The organism is Novosphingobium sp., from assembly GCF_030696665.1.
GTDB lineage: Bacteria > Pseudomonadota > Alphaproteobacteria > Sphingomonadales > Sphingomonadaceae > Novosphingobium.
Map to the genome: position 1 here is coordinate 1 of NZ_JAUYRV010000041.1, position 18,118 is coordinate 18,118.

An 18,118-nucleotide genomic window follows, 5' to 3' on the forward strand; every position below is an offset into this window, starting at 1 on the left:
CTCGACACGAACTGATGGGGTGCCTCCTTAATGGGCCTTACAGACTCCGCCCGATAAAGATCAGCAGCATCGCACCGATCACGGACGCCAGGCAGCCTGCGCGGTTAACGCCGTCGCCGAATTTGCCGCCCGAGCGCCAACTGGCGAACAGGCCCGCCGCCAGTGCGCCGCCCACGCCAAGCAGGATCGTCTTCAGCAGGCCCAGATCGACTTCGCCGGGATAGAAGAACCTTGCGAGGACGCCGACGACCAATCCGGTGAACACGATCGAGATGAGATTCAGCACGTATGCACTCCATTCCTGTGGACACACGATATGGTGCCGGTTGACCGGTTCTTGTCCACAATTTGCTGATGCGGACCAAAAATAATCCGACGAGCGACATTTCCCTCTTGCAGTGCCGCTCTCCCCACGCGTCGCTGCACTGCAGCATAGGTTTTGTAGCGACGAACCGAATCGGGTTTGCGACGAAACGAGTCCAACACAGGTTCATTACCCTCTTGTGTCAGATTCAGGTTGAGGCACTATGGGTTGTGGTCGGGCTTCAGGGGAACCTCTAAACCTAGTTTGGAGAGCTTGGGCGTGTTTTTCGCGCATTGGCAGCATGTTGTCTGCGCGAACGGCAATTTGGCCATGATGTGGGAATTTCGGGGGCACGCGGTTGCGGGACAATGTTGTTCCACTTTCGTTCTGCCTCCTGTAGGATCGGGCAGCACGCTCGATTCGAATTTTGATCGACCGCCCGGCCCTTTGGCGTCCGGGTGCGAAACGGGGGTTGCGACGTGGATTTCAGGACTGGAGACGGCTCCGTGGTTGCGCAGGACGAATTGGCGCTTGCAGGCGCTCCGGCATCGACCGGTGAGGCGAAAGCAATGGATATGAATACCAAAGACGCGGGCAGCGATGCGCTGGTTGCCGGGATGGCAGCCACGGTTGCGGCAGCCGCTGTCGCCGCCCAGCCCGTCAGCGATTCCAAGACGGTCAATCCGCGCCGCTTCACCATCGTGACGGACCACAGCCGCGATGCGCGCCTGACCGATTTCGGCAAGGATACGCTGGACGACCGTTACCTGTTGCCGGGTGAGAAGTATCAGGATCTGTTCGCACGCGTGGCCGATGCCTATGCCGACGATCAGGCCCATGCGCAGCGTTTGTACGACTACATCTCGAAGCTGTGGTTCATGCCCGCAACGCCGGTGCTTTCGAACGGCGGCACCGGGCGTGGCCTGCCGATCTCGTGCTATCTGAACTCGGTTGATGACAGCCTTGAAGGCATTGTCGCCACTTGGAACGAGAACGTCTGGCTCGCATCACGCGGCGGCGGCATCGGCACCTATTGGGGGCAGGTGCGCGGCATTGGTGAAAGCGTCGGCCTCAACGGCAAGACCAGCGGCATCATTCCTTTCGTACGCGTGATGGACAGCCTGACGCTGGCGATTTCGCAAGGTTCGCTGCGCCGTGGTTCGGCCGCGTGCTATCTTGATGTGTCGCACCCTGAGATCGAGGAGTTCCTCGAAATCCGTAAGCCGAGCGGTGACTTCAACCGCAAGGCGCTGAATCTCCACCACGGTGTGCTGCTGACCGACGAGTTCATGGAAGCGGTGCGCGATGGCCGCGAACATCACTTGCGTTCACCCAAGGATGGGTCGATCCGCAGCACGGTGGATGCGCGCTCGCTGTTCCAGAAACTGGTCGAAACCCGCCTTGCCACGGGTGAGCCGTACATCGTGTTCAGCGACACGGTGAACCGCATGATGCCCAAGCATCACCGCGATCTGGGGCTGAAGGTTTCGACATCGAACCTCTGTTCGGAAATCACCCTGCCAACCGGGCGCGACCATCTGGGCAATGACCGCACGGCGGTGTGCTGCCTGTCATCGTTGAACCTTGAAACGTGGGACGAATGGAACGCCGACAAGGTGTTCATTGAAGACGTGCTGCGCTTCCTCGACAACGTGCTGCAGGACTATATCGATCGCGCGCCGAATGAGATGGCCCGCGCCAAGTATTCCGCCGCGCGTGAACGCAGCGTCGGCATGGGCGTAATGGGCTTCCATTCGTTCCTGCAGATGAAGGGCATCGCGTTTGAATCGGCAATGGCCAAGGCGTGGAACCTCAAGATGTTCCGCCATGTCGCCGCCAAGGCCGACGAAGCATCGCTGATGCTGGCGCAGGAGCGCGGACCGTGCCCCGATGCGGCTGACATGGGCGTGATGCAGCGCTTTTCGTGCAAGATGGCGATTGCGCCGACCGCGTCTATCAGCATCATCTGCGGCGGCACGTCTGCCTGTATCGAGCCGATCCCGGCGAATATCTACACGCACAAGACGCTGTCCGGCTCGTTCGTGGTGAAGAACCCGTACCTGCAGAAGCTGCTGGCGGAAAAGAGCAAGGATTCCACCAATGTGTGGAACACGATCCTCGAACATGGCGGATCGATCCAGCACCTCGATTTCCTCAGCCCCGATGAAAAGGCGATCTACAAGACCAGCTTCGAGATCGACCAGCGCTGGCTGCTCGAATTCGCGGCAGACCGCACGCCCTATATCGATCAGGCCCAGTCGCTGAACCTCTATATCCCGGCAGACGTGGACAAGTGGGACCTGATGATGCTGCACTTCCAGGCGTGGGAAAAGGGCATCAAGTCGCTCTATTACCTGCGTTCGAAGTCCGTGCAGCGTGCGGGCTTTGCGGGCGGGGTTGAGGCGGACAACACCTCTGCCGCGCCGGTGATGGCGCTCGCTGCGGCTGAGACGGACTACGAGGAATGTCTGGCCTGCCAGTGATGGCACGCCGGTAGTCCGTCCCGCGCAAGCGATGCCTTTTCCGGCAGCCTCGATACGTCTCCAGACGTCAGACCGGCTGCCGAAGGCTGCGCCGTCGTTACACCCCGCGACATTTCGCGGCTTGCGTGCTGCCGTCCTTCCGGCGCAGATGCGCGCGTCCGGCTCGATCCCGGCTGGGACGCAAATGGGGGCGACTTGTTCGCCGGGAACGGAAGGAATCGATTATGCGCAAGTGGCACCGATGGATCACGGTGTTTTTCGGGGTGTTCATGCTGTGGATGGCCTTTACGGGCGTCGCCAGCCATGTGACCGCACTTTGGCCCGCAGGCGAAGCGGCAGGGCCGCCGCCAATGCCGCAGGGCTTTGTTTGCCCCGAAACGCTGATGTGCCGCCCCAAAGCACCCGAGGGCAGCGTAAAAGCACTGGTCGGCTGGTTCCACCACCTGCATTCGGGCGAGGAATTCGGCCCGGTGGGCACGGCGATCTCGCTGATGACGGGCCTCGCGCTGCTGTTCTTCAGTATCTCGGGCCTGTGGATGTACTTCACGATGTGGAAGAACCGCAAGGATCGCAGCCTGAAGCCCGGCTGGTTCTGGAAGTAGAGTTATGTGCGGCCCCTGACGGATGTCAGGGGCGCACCCTACGGACACAGAAAAACGCCCCGCTTTTCAGCGAGGCGCTTTCCGGCTGTTGTTCACAGCCTGGTCCCGAAGGGGGCGGGACGTTTCTGCAGCCCCGCAAGGAGCCACGGACACGCCGCGCCACCCTGCAAAGCCTATTTTTCTTCGAGCATGCCCCAAGCGACATCGCCGTTGGCCGAAAGGCGCACCTTGTCGCCCTCGACTTCGGCAATCAGCCCGCTGGACAGGTAATGATGGTGGCCCGAATGGGTTCCGCCTTCATGACCTGCATCATTGTCCTTCTTGGTGAGCTTGATGCGGTCACCGTCCATGTGGTCGACGGTGCCGACATGCGTGCCGTCTGCGCCGATCACTTCCATGTGTTCGCGGATCTGGGTGGACCAATCGCGGTTGTCTTCGGCCATGATGTTTCTCCTGTAGAGGCAAGCGGTTCTGCTGCTCGCCTTGCTGGTTGCGTCGTTGTTCGAACAACCGCCTCGGCCCCCGCCCGTTCCGCCTGCAGCAGTCCTGTCACGCCAGTGCGAACGTCCCTCGCGCCAGTGCGAAAGCGACTGCCCCAAAGCACACGATTCCCTTCGGTGGAAAACCCCAACACTATCCCCGGCCAAGGCCCCCCGCGTCCTTTCGCCGCGCGCCGCCACACCTTACATTGACGCAAATCAGTACAGGATACCGCCCATGCCCCTTCTTGAAGCCCGCAACACCTACAAGCCCTTCGAATATCCGTGGGCCTATGAATTCTGGAAGCGTCAGCAGCAGGTTCACTGGATGCCCGAAGAGGTGCCGCTGGGCGAGGATTGCCGCGATTGGGCGCAGAAGATTTCCGAGCATGAGCGCAACCTGCTGACGCAGATTTTCCGCTTCTTCACGCAGGCCGATGTGGAAGTGCAGAACTGCTACCACGAACAGTATGGCCGCGTGTTCAAGCCGACCGAAATCAAGATGATGCTCGCATCGTTCTCCAACATGGAAACGATCCACATTGCGGCCTACAGCCACCTGCTTGACACCATCGGCATGCCCGAGAGCGAATATGGCATGTTCCTCGAATACGAGGAGCTGAAGGCCAAGCACGATTACCTGCAGACCTTCGGCGTCGACAACGATGAAGACATCGCCCGCACACTCGCCATGTTCGGCGGCTTCACCGAAGGGCTGCAGCTGTTTGCCAGCTTCGCCATGCTGATGAACTTCCCGCGCTTCAACAAGATGAAGGGCATGGGCCAGATCGTCACATGGTCTGTCCGTGATGAAACGCTGCACTGCGAAGGCATCATCAAGCTGTTCCACACCTTCGTGCAGGAACGCGGCTGCCTGACCAAGGCGGTGAAGGAAGACATCATCGACTGCTGCCAGAAGACCGTGCGGCTGGAAGATGCGTTCATCGACCTTGCGTTTGAACAAGGCCCGGTGCCGGGGATGAGCGCCAAGGAAATCAAGCGCTACATCCGCTTCATCGCCGACTGGCGTCTGGGCCAGCTGGGCTTCCAGCCGATCTACATGATCGAAGACCACCCACTGCCGTGGCTCGCCCCGCTGCTGAACGGCGTGGAACACGCCAACTTCTTCGAAACCCGCGCCACCGAATATTCCAAGGGCGCCACCAAGGGCGACTGGAACACCGTATGGAGCAGCTTCGACAAGCGCCGCAGCGCGAAGTCGGCAGCGAATGTGGAACTGCCGACTGAGGTTGAGGTGGATATGTTTGGCGGGACCGGGATTGCGGCGGAGTGAGGTAAGGGGTGAGTTACAAATGTAAGGGATTGATGCGAGGGGTGTGTCCCCTCGCGCTCCCGGGGGTATAAAGTATGGAAGATAAACCTAACTTAGTAATTGGCCTGATTTGCCCAGCGGGCACTGATTTATCGGAAATTAAGCAGCAACTTACAGCTCAATTATCGATCGTACATTATAAATGTAAAGATATAAAAGTAAGCAAAGCTATAGGCGAGGCCCTTCAAATTGAGCCGATAACAGACGAATTTGTTCGTATGCGAACATTTATGCAGGCTGGCGATAATATTAGAAAGTATTCTGATGAAGGTTCGGGTGTAGCATCTTTGATTGTTTCCGCACTCCGCGCTGAAAGAGAGGGAGAACATACAACATCGACTGCTTTCATTATTGACTCTCTCAAAAATCCTAAAGAAATTGACATCCTTGATCAAATTTATGGACGTAATTTTTATACGATCTCAATTAACGCCCCTAAAGAAGATCGCAGTCAATTTTTAGCGAATAAAATTGCACGATCTCGGAAAGAAGCTATTTCAGATATTCATTTCGACGAAGCGGAACATCTTATAAATTTTGACCAAGCTGGTGAAGATCAAACTGGACAAAGCGTTCGCGACACATTTCCGAAAGGTGATTTCTTCGTTGAGAATGGATCATGTGTTGAAGACATAAAGCGTTTTATTCGACTTGTATTTCAAGACCCATTTATTACTCCGACCCTTGATGAGTACATGATGTTTGTTGCGAAAGCGACAGCTTTGAGGTCATGTGATTTATCTCGACAAGTTGGAGCTGTAATATCTGATTTTATGGGTAATATTATTGCCACTGGCTGTAATGAAGTGCCATATCCTGGGGGCGGGTTCTATTTTGAAGGCCGAACAGGAAGCATTGGCGATAATCGTGATAAAGAAGAAAAGCATGATCCAAATTTTAATGAAGTTAAAAGGTCCGTGTCGGAATTTCTAGGGATACTAAAATCCACGGGCTACATATCAGAAGATCAAGATTTAAGTAAAATAGCAGATAATCTGCTACATGGAGAGCACAAAAAGGATATGGAAAATGCTCGATTCAGAAATCTGATCGAGTTTAGCCGCGTTGTGCACGCTGAGATGCAGGCTATAACTCAGGCTGCGCAAATCGGAAGACCTCTGGCAAATACGAAACTCTATTGTACGACATTTCCTTGCCATCTTTGTGCAAGGCATATTATTTCGTCTGGAATTAATGAAGTTATTTATATAGAGCCATACCCAAAAAGTCTAACTACTTCACTTTACCACCGAGAAATCGCGTCCGAGGCAGATGCAACTGATGGCTCCGGAAAAATCTCTTTCCGGTCGTTCAGGGGGATATCACCAACGCTCTACCAACGCGTATTCGCATATCGCAAACGTAAAGACTCGTACGAAGCAATCGCGAGTTGGTTACCCGAGCAAGCCATGCCGATTGGAGCGGTCACCGAGATTGTTCGCCCACAATTTGAAACATTCGTCGCAAGCCAGATTGCAACCATCGTCGAAATGATTCATTGTGGCGAGACAGGGGACAACACCGGCACGCCGGTAGCGGTAGAGGCAGAGAATCATGCAGGAATCACGCCTGTGGAACCAAATTCGGAAAGATCGGGATGAAGTTTCACATTATAGTGAGCAGGTTCGTGCAAGCTACACTAAAGAATACATAAGGGTCATTGATAAAGGCTCAAATTATAGTTTTGGAAAAGGTAATAAACCGCCCAAATAGAGTTTGGAGGCCTAATCTTTTTATTTATATAAATGCGCTGTTTGGTGATTACGGGCGTGCCGCATCAAAGTGTTTTATAGAAAAAATAGTTGCAACAATTAGCACCACCCGCTGCGACAGGCCTTCCCTTCCTCCGCTAGCCCCTCAGCCACCAATACCGCGCCGAGGCTTTCGCCGCCTCGGGTGATCGTGCGGAGTGTGCGGCCGTATTTGTCGGTCTCTTGGGCGGTGGCCTTGTCGCCCAGGGCCTTTTCGGATTTGTGTTGGACTTCGTGGGCACTGCGCGCATTTGAAAGTGCCCACCCCCGGCCCCTCCCGCCTGCGGGAGGGGAGAAGAGGGGGACAGGTTGGCGCATTGGCTTTCTTTCCCCCCTCCCGCAGGCGGGAGGGGTTGGGGGTGGGCATTCGGCGTCAGCCGAAGCATTGGCGCGCTGTTTCCACCGTCAGGCGGATCGTGGTGACCACGCCTTCCACATTTTCGCGCACGTCGGTGTTGCTGAAGCGCAGCACTTTGTAGCCAGTCGGCCGTGAAGAACGCGATTTGTGATCTGGGCTGGGATGAGTTGGACCGGTGAGCTGCCCTTGGGTCATCAGGCTTGGACGATTTCACGGTGCGCAGCCGGAAGGCATGCCGTGAGCAGGACGCGCAAAAGCGCGTTCAGCCATGCGACGAGCAGCCTCAGGTTATGTCCGGCGGCAACCAGGATGGCGTTGATGGCATCACCAGTGGCGCCGGCCAGGTGATTTCGTTCGAGCAAGCCATCAGATTTGGTGTGGCCGATAATCGGCTCGATGGCATTGCGTCGCCGCAGCTCGCGCTTGATCGTAGGTGAGGCGATACCGCGGGTGTGGGCGATGTAGATCTTGGCCTTTCCGCCGTGCTTGTGCCCCTTGTAGCCCCGGTCGACATAGGCCCGCTCGACGGTGACACCGGTCAGGCGCTCGACCTGCTCGATCTGCCCGGAGAGCGTGTGGCCGTCATAGGGGTTGCCAGGCAGCGCTTGCATGCCGACGATGAACTGGCCGCCTGCGGTCCGCGCGTTGGTGACCGCAATGGAGGTCTTTACCCCGAACTCGTATCGCGTTCTCGCCTTGCCCTTGGCGATGCATTCCACCTCGGGCGCGTGCAGCGCGTAGAGCTTGTCGGTGCTGTCCGCCTTCTGAGTCAGGATCTTTGCCACCCGCTCGCGCGCCACGGCAAAGGCAGCCTCGAGTTCTTCATTGCCGGCAATCTTGCGCCCGATGTCGCGATCAAGCCTACCAAGCCAGGTGCGCAGTTTCCGAACCCAGCGCATCGCCTGTTTGTGTCCACGACCGTGGATCAGCCGCGAGATATCACGCCGGGCCTGGCGTCCAACGCGCAGGAATGACTGCCGCAACTTGAGCCCGTGCTTCCTGGCCAAACGGTTCAGCCACTCGATGCCACGCATCAGCAGATGACTGTCGGTGGGATGGGCAACCGCCTTGGTCTGGACCGTCGTATCCACCGTCACCCGCTCGCAAGCCTGCGGCGGCATCGCCCGTGTTTCCATTGCAATCCGCAGCGTCTCGGCCAGCAAAAGCTCAAGCTTGTCAGCACCGATCCGCCCGCGCCAGCGGGTCATCGACGAGCGATCAAGCGGCAATTTGTGGCGGAAGTACTGCTCGCCGCAGAAATACTGGAAATACGGGTTCTCAACCCAGCGGGCACAGACTGCCTCGTCTGACAGACCCTCCATGTGCTTGAGCAGGTGCAGGCCCGCCATCAGCCGGGTCGACAGGCCAGGACGGCCCTTCTCATGATAGAACCGACCAAACGCTTCATCGAACCTTGACCAGTCGATCAGCCGAGCCAGCTTCACCAGAGCGTGCCCCATATCGATCATGTTGTCGAGCTGGCTGCGGAACAACTCGTCACTGCGCGGCGCTGGCTTCTTCGGCGGCATCGGCAAACCTCATCGTGTCGACCAGCGCACTGAATCACAGCCCAGTTTGCTGAGGAAGCCCCTACGTGCGCGGGCGTGCAAAATCGCAAGCTTTTTCCCCGAATTCGCTCGAAACCTTGCAAATACGATTACTTCAAATCCGCCAAAACCCACGCATTCCTGCCGGCTTCAGCGTTCTTCACGGGTGACCAGATACGGTAATTATGTCCAGAGTGGGCTTACTGACAGCACGAACTGAATGCTGTTAACAAACGGGGCCGCGCCCAAAGTATTGAAAACCCGGACCTTTGCAAATTCCCTAAACGCGCATCGGCATCAGGACATAGAGCGCCGGGCTCTTGTCATCCTTGCGGATCAGCGTCGGAGCCCCGGCATCGGCAAGATGCAGTTCCACCGTGTCACCATCGATCTGGCTGAGAATGTCCTTGAGGTAATTGGCGTTGAAGCCGATTTCGAACCCGGCAGCGCTGTAACTTGCGGCCAGTTCTTCTGCCGCAGTACCGTTGTCCGGGCTGGTCACCGAAAGCGTCACGCGATCATTGTCGAGCGCCATCTTGACCGCGCGAGTCTTTTCGGTGGCAATCGTGGCCACGCGGTCCACACCTTCGAAGAAGGAGCGCGGATCGAGCTTCAGCAGTTTGTCATTGCCGGTAGGAATAACGCGGCTGTAATCGGGGAACGTGCCGTCGATCAGCTTGCTGGTCAACACAACGCCGTTCTCACCGCCCAAGGTGAAGCGCACCTTGCTGGCCGAAAGATCGACAAGCACCGCAGTATCCAGCACTTCTTCGAGCAACTTGCGCAGTTCACCCACACATTTGCGCGGTACGATCACATCGGGCATGCCCTCTGCGCCTTCGGGGCGGGCGATGGTGAAGCGGGCAAGACGGTGGCCATCGGTGGCAGCGGCCTTGAGCACCGGCGTCGCTTCGTCTGATACATGCAGGAAGATGCCGTTAAGGTAATAGCGGGTCTCTTCGGTGGAGATCGCAAAGCGCGTGCGGTCAATCAGTTCGGCCAACGTGCGCGCGGGCACTTCGAAGCTGGTGGGTAAATCCCCTTCGACGATCACCGGGAAATCGTCACGCGGCAGGGTGGGCAACTGGAAACGGCTGCGCCCAGCCTTCACGACCATGCGATTGTCAGTCGTTTCAAGGCTGACCTGCGAACCATCAGGCAACTTGCGCGCAATGTCGAACAGGAGGTGCGCCGAAACAGTAATCGCACCTGCACCTTCGACCGAAACCGCAGCCATTGATTCAATGACCTGCAGATCAAGGTCGGTCGCCATCAGGCGGACCCGGTTATCGGAAGACGCCTCAATCAGCACGTTCGACAGAATCGGAATCGTGTTGCGGCGTTCGACCACCGACTGGACGTGGGACAGGCAGCGCAGCAGTGTTGCGCGTTCAATCGTCGCCTTCATTCTCGTCTCGATCCCCCCGGGACAGCGGGCGTTTGCCCAGCCCCCGTGAATTTGGCTGAACCGGGGAATCGCATCCCCGGCACTTCGTTCGGACCACCTGTCTTAACGCAGGGACCGGACTCGGCAAGCGCCGCTCCCACCGATGCGGCCTAAGTTGGGGATAAAACCGGCGGATTCAGCCTTTCAGCCCGTGAAGACAGCCCATTACGACATCATGGCCATGCCGCCATTGACGTGCAGCGTCTGCCCGGTGACGTAGCCCGCCTCCTTCGAAGCGAGATAGGCCACCGCCGCGCCGATGTCGGATCCTTCACCCATGCGGCCCATCGGGATGCGCGCGTTCAGCGCGTCCTTCTGCGCATCGGGTAGAACATCGGTCATCGCAGTGCGGATGAAGCCGGGGGCTACGCAATTGACCGTGACGCCGCGCGTGGCCAGTTCTTGCCCCAGCGACTTCGACATGCCGACAAGGCCGGCCTTTGCAGCGGCATAATTGATTTGTCCCGGATTGCCGGTTGCGCCGACCACACTGGTGACGCTGACGATACGCCCGAACCGCGCCTTCATCATCGGCTTGGTCGCAGCGCGCATCAGACGGAACGCGGCTTCAAGGTTCACCCGGATCACCGCGTCCCACTCATCATCCTTCATCCGCATGGCGAGGTTATCGCGCGTGATCCCGGCGTTGTTCACAAGGATATCGAGCTTGCCCAGCGTATCCATCGCGGCGGGCACAAGATGCTCAACCTGCTCGGTGTTCGAAAGGTCGCACGTGATCTCGACATGATCCCCATTATCTCTAGCGCCGTACGTGTCGTTCAGTTCCTCGCGAAAGCTGCGCAGCTTGGCCGGATTGGTGCCCGAAAGCGCCAGCCGCGCGCCCTGTTGTGCCAGCGCATGGCAGATGGCCGAACCGATGCCGCCAGCAGCGCCAGTAACAAGGGCAGTCATGCCGGTGAGGTCGAAAAGACGGTTTTCCATCGGGTCAAAGCTCCTTCAGAATGGCTTCGATATCGGCCATGCCGATGACGCTGGTCACGGAAACATCGGTGGCAGAGCGGGTAATCATGGGGGCAAGGACTTTGCCGCCAAGCTCGACGAAGCGTTCGACGCCTGCTTCCTTCATGGCAGCAGCGCTCTCGCGCCAACGGACCCGGCCCGTAACCTGCTCCACCAGTAGGCGCTTTACTTCAGCAGGATCGGTGACAACTGAGGCGGTCACGTTGGCAAAGAGCGCCACGCGCAAGGGGCCGGGCGGAGTCTTCTCAAACGCTTCGGCCATCGCATCGGCAGCAGGCTGCATCAGCGGGCAATGGAACGGTGCGGAGACAGGCAAGAGAATGCCGCGCTTGATCCCGTGATCCTTGACCATCGCCACCGCGCGCTCAATCGCCGCCTTGTGGCCCGAGAGCACAACCTGCGTGGGGTCATTGTCGTTTGCGACGGTGCAAACTTCGCCCTCTGCAGCGGCATCGGCAAGTGCAGTTGCTTTTTCGATGTCCGCCCCGAGCAACGCGCACATGGCGCCAATGCCCACCGGCACGGCAGCCTGCATGGCCTGGCCACGCAGCTTCAGCAGGCGCGCTGTATCGGCAAGGCTAAACGCGCCCGCCGCACATAGCGCGGTATATTCGCCAAGGCTGTGCCCGGCGACAAAGTCCGCCTTTTCGGCCAGCGTAAAGCCGCCTTCGCGCTCAAGCACGCGCAGCACGGCGATGGCGTTGGCCATAATCGCGGGCTGGGCATTTTCGGTAAGCGTCAGAACGTCTTCCGGGCCTTCCTTCATGATCTGGAAGAGCTTCTGGCCCAGTGCCTCGTCCACTTCCTCGAACACTTCGCGCGCAGCAGCGCTGGCTTCGGCAAGTTCGAGGCCCATGCCAACCTTCTGGCTGCCCTGCCCCGGAAAAACGAAAGCTCGCATCTCACTCTCCTGCTGTGCGGGCGTCATAGACGGTGGCGCGCCCTATTCCGGTGGTGGCGTTCAGGCAAGACCGAACGGCACGATCCTGTTGTCAACGTCGTGGCCAATGCCAGCCGCGCCAAGATATGCGATACCGGTCTGCGCACACCAGTGGCGCATCATGGTCACTGCCTCGCACCCGAACGGACGGTCATTTTCCGGGACATCACTCACTCTGCCCAACCTAAGCCCCGCAATGCCGACTGAGGCCAGGTTGTTGGTAACGTGGAACAACAGGCGGTCGACGGCATAGTGATACTCGGCCACTTCCTCGATCATCACCACATGCCCGGCAAGATCGGGCATCAGCGGCGTCCCGCACAGCATGGCGAGAGTCATCAGGTTTAAAGCCACTGCCGGCGTGCCCTCAACCAGCGAAGGCTCAAGCCCCTCACGCGAACCGGCCAGCCACCCCAGCGTGCGCAGCACGGCAGCTTCACCGCCCGCGCGGCGAATATCGGTCGGCATGGGCGCGTGCACCTGTTGCCCGATGCGCGCACGATAAAGCGCAGCAAGCAGTGTGCCGGCGTCGGAATAACCGAGATACTGTTTGTCGTAGGCCACCGGCGAAAGCAGCCGGATTGCATCCATCGCAATCCGGTTTGCGCCATAGCCGCCGCGCACGAACCACACCGCGTCAAAAGCAGGATCGTTGGCACATTCCACAAAAGCGGAAAGGCGCAGGGCATCAGGCCCAGCAAAATGGCCCTCGCTGGCAAAACACTGATCGTGAAAATAGAGGTCCAGCTGCGGGTATTCCGCTTGGGTCAACGCCGTAACGCGCGCTGCATCTTCGCGCGTAAAGGGCGTGGAAGGGGCACAGATGGCGATGCGTCTGGTCACGCCCCTTCCCTAGCCCGTTTCGCCCATCGGGTGAAAGCGGCAATCCGAAGGTTGTCACCGGCGGCGCGGGCGCATACCGGAAGGGGATGACCGACGACAAGCCTCTCGCCCCCGCTGCCCTCACCCCCGCCAATCTTGCCAGCCGCGAATGGTTCTTTTGCGGCATCGGCGGATCGGGGATGCTGCCGCTGGCGCTGATCCTGCGCGGCATGGGCGCAAGTGTCGCCGGATCTGACCGCAGCCGCGATCAGGGGCGCACGCCGGAAAAGTTTGCATGGCTGGAAAGCCTTGGCTTCAAGATGTTTGCGCAGGATGGTTCAGGGATCACGTCTGCCCGACAAGTGCTGGTTGCCTCTGCCGCAGTGGAAGATACCGTGCCGGAAATGGTGCGCGCAAAGGCGCTGGGCTGCACGCGGATGAGCCGAGCCGAACTGCTCTCGGCCCTGTTCAATGCAGCGCCACAGGGCGTTGCGGTGGGCGGCACCAGCGGGAAATCCACCGTCACCGGCATGATCGGCTGGATCATGACCGAGGCAGGACGCGACCCCACGATCATGAACGGCGCGGTGATGAAAAACTTCGTTGCCGAAGACGCACCGTTTGCTTCGGCACGCGTGGGCAGCGGCGAGGTGTTCGTTTCCGAGGTTGACGAAAGCGACGGCTCCATCGCGCTCTACAACCCCGCCGTGGCCGTGCTCAACAACGTCAGCTTGGATCACAAGAGCCTTGAGGAACTGCGCGATCTGTTTGGCAATTTCCTCGCCCGCGCCGGAACGGCGGTGGTCAACGCCGATGATGCCGAGAGCATGGGGCTGATCGACAGGACGAAGAGCGCGTTGACCTTCGGCTTTGGCGCAAAAGCACAGATTTCGGTTGAGGAAGGCTCCATCACCGAAGGCCCCACTTCAATATCCGCACACGTGATCGACCGGCGAAGCGGCGCGGTCTACCCGCTGGGCCTCGGCGTCCCGGGGCGACACAACCTTGCCAATGCCCTGGCTGCGCTTGCCGCAGCAGCAGCGGCAGGCGTGGCGCTGGACGACGCGGTGCGCCACCTTGGCGGCTTTGCGGGTCTTGCGCGCCGCTTCGACGTTGTCGGCACATCGGCATCAGGCGTTACTGTGATCGACGATTTCGGCCACAACCCCGAAAAAGTCGCGGCGACGCTGGCGACCCTCAAGGCCCATCCCGGCCGCGTTATCGCATTCTTCCAGCCGCATGGTTATGGTCCGCTGCGCCAGATGGGGCATGAACTGGCCGAAGTCATGGCAACGCGGCTCGACGCCAATGACGTGACGATTCTGTGCGATCCGGTCTATTTCGGTGGCACGGTTGATCGCTCGGTCGGCTCTGAACGCATCGTCAGCCTAATCCGCAAGCATGGCGGCAACGCCGAGTACATTCCCGAACGCGCCGTCTGCGCGGACCGCATCGTCGAGATGTCCCGCCCCGGCGACCGGGTAGTGGTGATGGGCGCGCGTGACGACACACTCTCGCTCTTCGCCCGCGAAATCCTGCAGCGTCTGTAAAGCGAAAGGCCGGGCCGCGCGCCCCCGCGACCCGGCCTTCCCCCCCGGCCCTTCCTCCGAAGGGGCGACCCGAGGGCGATCGATCCTATCCTTGTTCAGAACACCTTTTCGAGCATCACAAGATTCGCGTCGCCGTCCATTCCATGTGCGACAAAGCCCCGCTCACGCTCCAATTCGATCGCCGCGTGATTGTCGCGGTCCTCAATCGAGATCACCCGCTTGAGGCCGCGCCTGCGCGCTTCCTGCGAGATCAGATCGAGCATGGTCCAGCCCACGCCGCGTCCACGAAAATCGCAACGGATCGACACCGCGATTTCGCCGGTGTCCATCTTTGCATCGCATGCCAGCATGGCCGATGCCACAAGCGCGCCGGTCTGGCGTTCGAACGCCAGGAAGCTTTCGGTACGCCAATGATCGACATGGATCAGCGGGACGAGCTGGCCGTGGCCGACATGCCGGCTGGCGGCAAGGAAGCGGAAACGCCGGTCTTCCGGGCTGACCTTGTCGAAAAAATCCTCAAGCAAGGCCTCGTCTTCGGCATATGCAGGCCGCACATCCAGCAGCACCCCGTCACGCGTGGTGAACTGGCGAAGCTGCGCCAGTTCGGCAAGTGTAGCAGCTGTCATCTTAGCGTCTCCTCGGAAGGATGGTGTTCCGACAAGCGTTCTAGCGGCGTTTGCATTGGCCACGTTGATCCAGCGCAAGTAGCGCAAATGCAAAACAGGCAATGCCAAGTGCGCAAATCGCACCTTTTTCTGTGCGCGCGCCATTAGGCCCCCTGAAACTTTTGCCGGTTAAACCGTCCTAAGGCTTGTGGTTAACGCAAGTGGAGGATTTGCCATGTGGCTGGATACTGAACGCGATGACTTTGACGCCAAACGCCGCGCCGCGCGTGTGGGAATCGAGCTTCCTGTCCGCTGCAAACACGGCACCGACCGGTCAACGGTCATCCTTAAAGACCTCAACCAATATGGCGCGCGCATTGAGGGCCTTCAAAAGCTGCGCATCGATGAGCCGATCAGCCTGATGCTGCCCGGGCTTCAGCCAAAGCTGGCCTTCGTGGTGTGGAGCCGCGACCGCGTTAGCGGACTGGAATTCGAACGACCGCTGCATGATGACGTGTTCGACAGCATCGTCAGCGAATTTGCGATCAAGCAATACCGCGAGGCCGCAGCGCCCAAGGCCCATCCAATCCGCCACGCCGCCTGAGCCGACCGCCGTTCCCGGCAAGCGATTCCAGACGCGCGGCAGCCCTTCAGTGCTTGCCGCGCGCTTTGGCGACGACGTGGACAACCGACGCGACGATGGCACCAAGCACCAGTCCGACGATCGCCGAGATCACGGCGTAAGTCAGCCAGCCCAACACACCACCCAGCGGCCCAGCGGCGGCTTCAACTGCATGTTGGGCGGCATGGGCCATTTCTGCCGGGCCATGTAGACCCAATTGTTCGCTGCCATGCAGGATGATTTGGCCGCCGACCCACAGCATCGCTAGCGTTCCAACCGTGGCGAGAACTGTCAGCAATATCGGCATCGCCTTGAGCAACATCGCGCCCGTTGCGCGCGCCAACGAAGATTGCTTTTCGGCAAGATGAAGGCCGATATCGTCCATCTTGACGATAAATCCGACTGCGCCGTAAACCAGCACTGTGATGGCAATGCCTACAATGGCAAGAATGACGCCCTGCTGGAAAATGCTTTGCTCCGTCAGGTCAGAAAGGGTGATCGCCATGATCTCGGCTGACAGGATCAGATCGGTGCGCACCGCGCCCGAAACCCGCTGTTCTTCGAATGCCGCAAGGTCGGTCGGCTGATCCGCCAGCGTCTCGCCGTGCTTTTCCCCACCCAGCTTTTCCATCACCTTTTCCGCGCCCTCGAAGCACAGGAACAGGCCGCCCGCCATCAGGATCGGCGTAATCGCAGCGGGCAGGAACGCACTGAGCAGGAGCGCAGCGGGCAAGAGAATCACCAGCTTGTTGAAAAAGCTGCCCCGGGCAATCCTCCAGATCACCGGCAATTCGCGATCAGGGGTGAAATCGGTGACGTAAGACGGCGTCACCGCCGCATCATCGATCACCACGCCTGCGGCCTTGGACCCGGCCTTGGCGGCAGCCGCGCTGACATCGTCCAGCGATGCAGCAGCGGCGCGGGCAATGATGGACACGTCGTCAAGCAGGGCGACAAGACCGGTAGGCATGGGGTGGGGAAATCCTTGAAGGTGTTCGCGTTCAGGCAGCCGATTTGCGGGAACCGACCGTGAAGCGCAAGCCTGCAGCGCTTTGCTTTCAAGATGGTTCCCGTCCTTCCAAGCTTCTATCGCCCGCAAAATTCCTCTAGGGGCCAAAAATGGCCGCGCCTGCACCCCGCCTGCACCACCTCGACGCCGCGCGCGCACTGCTCTTGCTGCTTGGCCTGCCGTTCCACGTCGCCACCAAGGCTATCTTCGAGAGTGAGCCTGCGGCGGTGGACTTCCAGCAATCACTGCTGATCGGAGGTTGGGCCTCGCTCACCCATGTCTTCCGCATGTTCGCGTTCTTCATGCTCGCAGGGTATTTTGCGGGCATGATCCGCGAGCGCAAAGGCACGAAAGCGTGGCTTGTTGATCGCACCCGGCGGCTCGGCCTGCCCTTCGTGGCCAGCCTGCTAACGCTTGGCGCGCTGCAGTTCCAATTGCAGGAAGCCGTGCTGCACAAGCCATCGCCGCATTTCCTTGGCCTGCCGCTGGCACTCGATCACTTGTGGTTCCTGGTCGTCCTGCTCGGCTTGTGCGCGGTCTATGCTGCCGTCCCTGCCACGCGCATCACACCGGGTGAACACACGCGCCGCGCAATGTTGATGCAAGGACCGCAAAGCCTGATCCTGCTTGCGCTGCTCGCGCTGTGGGGTCTGGTCCGCTACGCAGCAGAGCTTGCCCCGCCGATCCCTGAAGCGCCTATCGAAACGCTGCTGTGGCAGCAGTTCCTGTTCCACGCCGCAGGCTTTGCGCTGGGTGTTTCCGCGTGGCACGCCCGCATCGGGGCGCAGGTATTTGCCCTGCGCAATCGCTGGATCATTCCAGCCATCGCAGTGCTGCTCATCCCCTATCTCCCGCTTGATCCGCTGCTCAGACCGGCGCTGGGCAAGGAAATCTACCCCGATCTCACCGGCGCGCTGACCTTGCGCATTATTGAATTGCCGCTGGCGTTTCTGATGTCGCTGGCAATGTTTCGCGTATTGGCTTGGGCTGTGCGCAGACCAAGCCGGATCGTCACTTTCTTTGTCGACGGGGCGCTGGCAATATATCTGTTCCACCTTGTCTGGGCGATGCTGTTGCTGCCACAGGCCCGCGCCCTGTCCCTGCCGCCCGAGGCGCAATGGTTCGTCGCTTCATGCGCGGTTCTGCTGCTGGCGATTGCAAGTTACCTCATCGTGCGCACAACCAACCTCACATCCGTGCTGTTCTGCGGCGCGCCAAAGCGGGCTGAACCTCAAGTTCCTCCTTGCTTTCCACGCCAGAATCGCTAAGCGCCGCCCCTTCACCG

At 59.4% G+C, this 18,118-nt stretch carries 17 protein-coding genes; 7 read left to right on the top strand and 10 right to left on the bottom strand.

Going from position 1 to position 18,118, the window contains the following annotated elements; translation table 11 throughout:
- Positions 1–37: 37 nt before the first annotated feature.
- Entirely contained in the window at positions 38–286 is a 249-nt protein-coding gene (locus Q8R81_RS11535) for a GlsB/YeaQ/YmgE family stress response membrane protein (protein WP_305617956.1), read from the bottom strand.
- Between the two features lie 497 nt (positions 287–783).
- Here Q8R81_RS11535 and Q8R81_RS11540 point away from each other — a divergent pair, with 497 nt between their 5' ends.
- Positions 784–2,787 (top strand): ribonucleoside-diphosphate reductase subunit alpha, encoded by a 2,004-nt coding sequence (locus Q8R81_RS11540; protein WP_305617958.1) that lies wholly within the window; start codon positions 784–786, stop codon positions 2,785–2,787.
- Positions 2,788–2,912: 125 nt separating this feature from the next.
- Entirely contained in the window at positions 2,913–3,389 is a 477-nt protein-coding gene (locus Q8R81_RS11545) for a PepSY domain-containing protein (protein ID WP_305617960.1), read from the top strand.
- Positions 3,390–3,562: 173 nt separating this feature from the next.
- On the opposite strand, the gene Q8R81_RS11550 is transcribed toward Q8R81_RS11545, so the two are convergent.
- Positions 3,563–3,832, bottom strand: coding sequence for a DUF2171 domain-containing protein (locus Q8R81_RS11550; RefSeq protein ID WP_305617962.1), 270 nt, complete (start codon positions 3,830–3,832; stop codon positions 3,563–3,565).
- 274 nt (positions 3,833–4,106) lie between these two features.
- Between Q8R81_RS11550 and Q8R81_RS11555 the strand changes: the two genes are divergently transcribed.
- Both Q8R81_RS11555 and Q8R81_RS11560 read left to right on the top strand, forming a co-directional pair.
- Positions 4,107–5,162, top strand: a complete 1,056-nt coding sequence (locus Q8R81_RS11555) for a ribonucleotide-diphosphate reductase subunit beta (RefSeq protein WP_305617964.1) — start codon at positions 4,107–4,109, stop codon at positions 5,160–5,162.
- Between the two features lie 74 nt (positions 5,163–5,236).
- Entirely contained in the window at positions 5,237–6,802 is a 1,566-nt protein-coding gene (locus Q8R81_RS11560; RefSeq protein WP_305617967.1) for an anti-phage dCTP deaminase, read from the top strand.
- Between the two features lie 523 nt (positions 6,803–7,325).
- Here the strand turns inward: Q8R81_RS11560 and Q8R81_RS11570 are convergent.
- The 6 genes from Q8R81_RS11570 to Q8R81_RS11595 all read right to left on the bottom strand — a co-directional run bounded on the left by Q8R81_RS11570 (position 7,326) and on the right by Q8R81_RS11595 (position 13,068).
- Complete coding sequence (locus Q8R81_RS11570) at positions 7,326–7,505, bottom strand: DUF559 domain-containing protein (protein WP_305617970.1); 180 nt, start codon at positions 7,503–7,505, stop codon at positions 7,326–7,328.
- Positions 7,505–8,839, bottom strand: coding sequence for an IS5 family transposase (locus Q8R81_RS11575; RefSeq protein WP_305617972.1), 1,335 nt, complete (start codon positions 8,837–8,839; stop codon positions 7,505–7,507). The genes Q8R81_RS11570 and Q8R81_RS11575 overlap by 1 nt, the downstream gene beginning before the upstream one ends.
- 298 nt (positions 8,840–9,137) lie before the next feature.
- On the bottom strand, positions 9,138–10,265 hold the full coding sequence (gene dnaN / locus Q8R81_RS11580; protein WP_305617974.1) for a DNA polymerase III subunit beta: 1,128 nt from the start codon (positions 10,263–10,265) through the stop codon (positions 9,138–9,140).
- 204 nt (positions 10,266–10,469) lie between these two features.
- Positions 10,470–11,246 carry a 3-oxoacyl-[acyl-carrier-protein] reductase gene (gene fabG, locus Q8R81_RS11585; protein WP_305617976.1) on the bottom strand — a complete coding sequence of 259 codons (777 nt, stop codon included), beginning with the start codon at positions 11,244–11,246 and terminating at the stop codon, positions 10,470–10,472.
- A gap of 4 nt (positions 11,247–11,250) precedes the next feature.
- Positions 11,251–12,186: an ACP S-malonyltransferase gene (fabD, locus tag Q8R81_RS11590; protein ID WP_305617978.1), complete on the bottom strand. Its 936-nt coding sequence runs from the start codon at positions 12,184–12,186 to the stop codon at positions 11,251–11,253.
- A gap of 60 nt (positions 12,187–12,246) precedes the next feature.
- On the bottom strand, positions 12,247–13,068 hold the full coding sequence (locus tag Q8R81_RS11595) for an LD-carboxypeptidase (RefSeq protein WP_305617980.1): 822 nt from the start codon (positions 13,066–13,068) through the stop codon (positions 12,247–12,249).
- Positions 13,069–13,154: 86 nt separating this feature from the next.
- Between Q8R81_RS11595 and Q8R81_RS11600 the strand changes: the two genes are divergently transcribed.
- Complete coding sequence (locus tag Q8R81_RS11600; protein ID WP_305617982.1) at positions 13,155–14,597, top strand: glutamate ligase domain-containing protein; 1,443 nt, start codon at positions 13,155–13,157, stop codon at positions 14,595–14,597.
- A 95-nt stretch (positions 14,598–14,692) separates the two neighbouring features.
- Here the strand turns inward: Q8R81_RS11600 and Q8R81_RS11605 are convergent, their stop codons facing one another.
- A complete protein-coding gene (locus tag Q8R81_RS11605) occupies positions 14,693–15,223 on the bottom strand; it encodes a GNAT family N-acetyltransferase (RefSeq protein WP_305617984.1) in 531 nt (176 codons plus the stop codon).
- 214 nt (positions 15,224–15,437) lie between these two features.
- Here Q8R81_RS11605 and Q8R81_RS11610 point away from each other — a divergent pair, with 214 nt between their 5' ends.
- Positions 15,438–15,806 carry a PilZ domain-containing protein gene (locus Q8R81_RS11610; RefSeq protein ID WP_305617986.1) on the top strand — a complete coding sequence of 123 codons (369 nt, stop codon included), beginning with the start codon at positions 15,438–15,440 and terminating at the stop codon, positions 15,804–15,806.
- A gap of 46 nt (positions 15,807–15,852) precedes the next feature.
- Here the strand turns inward: Q8R81_RS11610 and Q8R81_RS11615 are convergent, their stop codons facing one another.
- Positions 15,853–16,794, bottom strand: a complete 942-nt coding sequence (locus tag Q8R81_RS11615; protein ID WP_305617989.1) for a DUF808 domain-containing protein — start codon at positions 16,792–16,794, stop codon at positions 15,853–15,855.
- Positions 16,795–16,943: 149 nt separating this feature from the next.
- Here Q8R81_RS11615 and Q8R81_RS11620 point away from each other — a divergent pair, with 149 nt between their 5' ends.
- A complete protein-coding gene (locus Q8R81_RS11620) occupies positions 16,944–18,101 on the top strand; it encodes an acyltransferase family protein (RefSeq protein ID WP_305617991.1) in 1,158 nt (385 codons plus the stop codon).
- The last annotated feature ends 17 nt before the right edge of the window (positions 18,102–18,118 follow it).

Bases quoted from the DNA above. Each gene is read 5' to 3' on its own strand.
- fabD (WP_305617978.1), bottom strand. From the start codon at position 12,186: ATGCGAGCTTTCGTTTTTCCGGGGCAGGGCAGCCAGAAGGTTGGCATG.
- Q8R81_RS11605 (WP_305617984.1), bottom strand. From the start codon at position 15,223: ATGACAGCTGCTACACTTGCCGAACTGGCGCAGCTTCGCCAGTTCACC.
- Q8R81_RS11620 (WP_305617991.1), top strand. From the start codon at position 16,944: ATGGCCGCGCCTGCACCCCGCCTGCACCACCTCGACGCCGCGCGCGCA.
- Q8R81_RS11560 (WP_305617967.1), top strand. From the start codon at position 5,237: ATGGAAGATAAACCTAACTTAGTAATTGGCCTGATTTGCCCAGCGGGC.
- Q8R81_RS11550 (WP_305617962.1), bottom strand. From the start codon at position 3,832: ATGGCCGAAGACAACCGCGATTGGTCCACCCAGATCCGCGAACACATG.
- Q8R81_RS11600 (WP_305617982.1), top strand. From the start codon at position 13,155: ATGACCGACGACAAGCCTCTCGCCCCCGCTGCCCTCACCCCCGCCAAT.
- Q8R81_RS11555 (WP_305617964.1), top strand. From the start codon at position 4,107: ATGCCCCTTCTTGAAGCCCGCAACACCTACAAGCCCTTCGAATATCCG.
- Q8R81_RS11615 (WP_305617989.1), bottom strand. From the start codon at position 16,794: ATGCCTACCGGTCTTGTCGCCCTGCTTGACGACGTGTCCATCATTGCC.
- dnaN (WP_305617974.1), bottom strand. From the start codon at position 10,265: ATGAAGGCGACGATTGAACGCGCAACACTGCTGCGCTGCCTGTCCCAC.
- fabG (WP_305617976.1), bottom strand. From the start codon at position 11,246: ATGGAAAACCGTCTTTTCGACCTCACCGGCATGACTGCCCTTGTTACT.
- Q8R81_RS11575 (WP_305617972.1), bottom strand. From the start codon at position 8,839: ATGCCGCCGAAGAAGCCAGCGCCGCGCAGTGACGAGTTGTTCCGCAGC.
- Q8R81_RS11610 (WP_305617986.1), top strand. From the start codon at position 15,438: ATGTGGCTGGATACTGAACGCGATGACTTTGACGCCAAACGCCGCGCC.
- Q8R81_RS11570 (WP_305617970.1), bottom strand. From the start codon at position 7,505: ATGACCCAAGGGCAGCTCACCGGTCCAACTCATCCCAGCCCAGATCAC.